Here is a 3824-nt window from a genome sequence, read left to right on the forward strand (position 1 = left end):
GCATCGAGGTCTCCGATTGTCGGGGGCGGTGCGCCTGACACGGCGGTTCGTGGCGTCGTGGGGGAGGCGTCCGGCGCCTCGGTGATACGCGCGTCCAGGTGGCGGTGGCCGCCCTGTTTGGAGTCGACACGCAGCTGTCGCGCGGTGATCGGCCGAACGTGGTCGCGATGGACGATCGCGTCGAAGCGCGCTCGCGCGGTCCGGATTCTGCCGCACGTGTCAGCAAGATCGCTATCGATGGAATTGCCGTGCCCGATGGTCCGGGGTGGCAGGTGAGCCCTTCTTTGGCTGGTCGCAGCCACTGAGCCTGCGCGGCTCGCAGTGGTCACCAGATGTGAAAATTCCATCACCTAGGGTTGTTGCTAGGGGTTGTCCCGGGGGTGTCTGATCTCCGCGTCGGAGAGGCTGGTCCGGAGCGTGGTCGCTCCACGAGCCCACTCCTGATATCCCAATGCGCAGGGAGGACGTCCCCGTGACGGACACCAGCACCACTCTGACGGCGGCGGAACGGACGTTCATCGACGGCGTCGCCACCCACTACCACGAGGCGCACGGCGTCACCTGGCCGAAGGCACGAACGATGGCCTGGATGATCATCTCTGACCCCCCGGAACAGAGCATCGACGACATCTGCGCCGTTCTGGAGATCAAGCCGGAGGAGATCGAGCAGCTCATCGAGCAACTCGTCCTCGCCGAGCTCTACGAGGAGATCGACGAACCCGGTCAGCCTCGCCGGTACCGCCTGGTCGAGGACGGCTACGCCAAGGTCGTGTCGCACACCTTCGCGAGTTGGCCGCGATACCTCGAAATCTTCCGGCACGGGTTACGCGTCCTCGACGACGCGACTCCCGAACGGAGGCGACGCGTCGCCGACATCGAGGAGCTGTTCTCCAGCATCGTGCCCGACCTGGCCGACATGAGCCGCCGGTGGCAGCAACAGTCCGCCGAGCCCACCCCGGCCTGACCGGTTCACGAAAGGACAATGAGATGACGACGCAAGCCGTGACGCCGCCCACCGACGAGGAACGCGCCTTCGTCGAGGAGGTCGCACAGTACTACTACGACAACGACGGTATGCCGCACGACCGTGGCCGAGTCGTCGGATGGCTCATGATCTGCGACCCTCCCCGGCAGGCGGCATCGCAGATCGTGGCCGCTCTCGGCGTTTCCCGCGAGGAGGTCGACCGGATCGTCGACCAGCTTACCCCCGACGGTGATCCGGTCAGCGTCTTCGAGCGCGACGGCAAGCTCGACGAGGAGGACTACGTCGTCTGGCTGCGGGAGAACAGCTGGGGGCCGAAGGTCAAGGGCATCTTCGCGGAGTTCGACGACTTCCATCGCGTCGCGGCTGCCGGTCTCGACGCTCTGCGCGACGAGCCGGAGCGACGGCTACGGCGGCTGCGCAACCTGGAAAGGTTCCTGCGGTTCGTCAGCACCGAGATGCCGAAGATTCTCAGTCGTCACGAGCAGCGCGCCGCTGCAGGCGGCCGGGGCTGACATCCGGGTGGAGGCATCCGTGACCGACGTCGTCGACCGCGTACCGCAGCAGCTACGCATCACCGCCGCCGTGCTCGGGAGCGCGGACTTCCGGCACGCCCACCACGTGCGATACGCCTACGTGGCCGGCTCCATGTACAAGGCGGTGGCCTCCGAGGACATGGTCATCCGGATGGCCCGCGCGGGGATGTTGGCGTACTTCGGTGCGGGTGGCCTGTCGCCGGAGCGGATCGCTGCCGCAGTCAGGCGGATCCAGCAGGAGGCCCCGGATCGTCCGTTCGGCATCAACCTCTTGGCCAGCAACGAGAATCCCGTACGGGAGATGGCGACGGTCGACGCGCTTCTGCAGCAAGGCGTGCAACGGGTGGAAGCGGCCTCGTTCATCCGCCCCACCCCAGCCCTGGTCCGCTACCGGGTCGCCGGGATCCACCGAGACCGAGGTGGCAGGGTCGTGGTGCCCCACCACGTCATGGCCAAGGTGAGTCGCCCGGAGGTCACCGAGGCATTCCTGGCACCCCCTCCGCAGGACGTGCTGCGGCGGCTGGTGACCGACGGACACCTCACCGCCGAGGAGGCGGCCCTCGGCGCACAGATCCCCATGGTGGACGACCTGTGCGCCGAGGCCGACTCCGGTGGTCACACGGATCAACGGCCGCTGGTGACCCTCCTGCCGGATACGCTTCGCATGCGTGCTGAGGCAACTCGCCGGAACCCGGCGGTCGGTCGGATCCGTGTCGGCGCCGCCGGTGGCCTCGGTTCACCGGCAGCCGTCGCCGCCGCCTTCGTCATGGGCGCCGACTTCGTGCTCACCGGAAGTGTCAACCAGTGCACCGTCGAGGCGGGCACGAGCGAGCCGGTCAAGGACATGTTGCAGCACGCCTCGGTGCACGACATGACCATCGTGCCCGCCGGCGACATGCTCGAGACCGGCACCCGGGCGCAGGTTCTCCGCCGCGGGTTGTTCTACCCGGCGCGGGCCAACAAGCTGTACGAGCTCTACCAAAGGTACGGGTCGCTCGATGAGATCGATCCGCACATTGCGGAGCAGGTGCAGCGCAAGTACTACCGGCGCAGCTTCGACGAGGTATGGGACGAGACCGCCGCCTACCACGCCCGATCGAACCCCGCGGCGCTGGAGCGGGCGCGGACGGATCCCAAGTTCAAGATGCTGCTGGTGTTCAAGGCCTACTTCGTGCGGTCCATCCGCCTGGCGATGAGCGGCTCGGACGAGTCGCGGGTGGATTACCAGATCAACTGCGGACCGGCGATGGGCGCGCTCAACGGCCTGCTGCGCGGCACCGGACGCGAGGACTGGCGCACCCGTCACGTCGATGACATCGCGGAATTCCTGATGAGCGGTGCCGCGCAGCTGCTGACGGAACGGTTCACGGCGTTCGCCGGGCCATCGGAGCTACCGTACGGGGGGCAGAACCGACCATGACCACCGCCTTCGTGTTTCCCGGGCAGGGCTCGCACCGAGTCGGCATGGGCAACCAGCTGTTCCCGAAGTATCCCAACCTCGTCCGGCAGGCCGATTCCGTCCTGGGATACTCGATCGTCGAGCTGTGCCTACAGGGACCGCCGGACCGGCTGAGCGACACCCGCTACACCCAGTGCGCGATGTATGTCGTCGGCGCGCTCTCCTACATCGACGAGGTGCGGACCAGCGGGGTGATTCCCGACATCGTCGCCGGGCACAGCCTCGGCGAGTACGTCGCGCTGTTCGCCAGCGGCGCCTTCGATTTCCGGACCGGTCTGGAGGTGGTCCGCGAGCGTGCCCGACTGATGGGCGCCGTCGGCGCGGGCACCATGGCCGCGATCATCGGCCTTTCCCTGGAAGCCGTCCGTGACGCCCTCGACGGCCCGGAGGGCGTCGGCGTCGACATCGCCAATCTCAACGCCCCGGACCAGACGGTCATTTCCGGCCCGCCGCCGGACGTCGCCGCCGTCAGCCGCACCTTGCAGGACCGTGGCGCCACCGTGGTGACCCTGCCGGTCACCGGCGCCTTCCACTCCCGGTACATGTCACCGGCCGCGGAGAAGTTCGCCCACTTCCTTGGCCGCCGGGTGCTGTCCCGGCTCAAAATACCCGTCGTCTCCAACGTCACCGCGCTGCCGTACGACGGCGATGTCGCCGGCCTGCTCGTACGACAGCTCACCAGCCCTGTCCGCTGGAGCGACACCATCGACCACCTACTCGGCCACCGCAACGCCGCCGTACGCGAGGTCGGCCCCGGCACGGTGCTCACCGGACTCATCAAACGTATCGAAGCCCTCCGCACGCCCGCCGCCGCCGGCCTCTGAAACGGCCCGAGGAGCCTGTTCGC

Annotated in this window: 5 protein-coding genes; all 5 read left to right on the forward strand. The window is 67.9% G+C overall.

Features of this window, described 5'->3' with window-relative positions; translation table 11 throughout:
- Positions 1 to 98: 98 nt before the first annotated feature.
- The 5 genes from ABD52_RS39175 to fabD all read left to right on the forward strand — a co-directional run bounded on the left by ABD52_RS39175 (position 99) and on the right by fabD (position 3801).
- Positions 99 to 305 (forward strand): hypothetical protein, encoded by a 207-nt coding sequence (locus ABD52_RS39175; protein ID WP_152748272.1) that lies wholly within the window; start codon positions 99 to 101, stop codon positions 303 to 305.
- A 167-nt stretch (positions 306 to 472) separates the two neighbouring features.
- Positions 473 to 964 (forward strand): hypothetical protein, encoded by a 492-nt coding sequence (locus ABD52_RS18190; RefSeq protein ID WP_047892624.1) that lies wholly within the window; start codon positions 473 to 475, stop codon positions 962 to 964.
- Between the two features lie 23 nt (positions 965 to 987).
- Positions 988 to 1497, forward strand: a complete 510-nt coding sequence (locus tag ABD52_RS18195; protein WP_047892625.1) for a hypothetical protein — start codon at positions 988 to 990, stop codon at positions 1495 to 1497.
- A 19-nt stretch (positions 1498 to 1516) separates the two neighbouring features.
- The gene (locus ABD52_RS18200) at positions 1517 to 2938 is read left to right on the forward strand and encodes a PfaD family polyunsaturated fatty acid/polyketide biosynthesis protein (protein ID WP_047892626.1); all 1422 of its coding nucleotides are present in this window, start codon (positions 1517 to 1519) and stop codon (positions 2936 to 2938) included.
- The gene (gene fabD, locus ABD52_RS18205; RefSeq protein ID WP_047892627.1) at positions 2935 to 3801 is read left to right on the forward strand and encodes an ACP S-malonyltransferase; all 867 of its coding nucleotides are present in this window, start codon (positions 2935 to 2937) and stop codon (positions 3799 to 3801) included. The genes ABD52_RS18200 and fabD overlap by 4 nt, the downstream gene beginning before the upstream one ends.
- The last annotated feature ends 23 nt before the right edge of the window (positions 3802 to 3824 follow it).

The organism is Micromonospora sp. RV43, from assembly GCF_001029515.1.
Taxonomy (GTDB): Bacteria; Actinomycetota; Actinomycetes; order Mycobacteriales; family Micromonosporaceae; genus Micromonospora; species Micromonospora aurantiaca.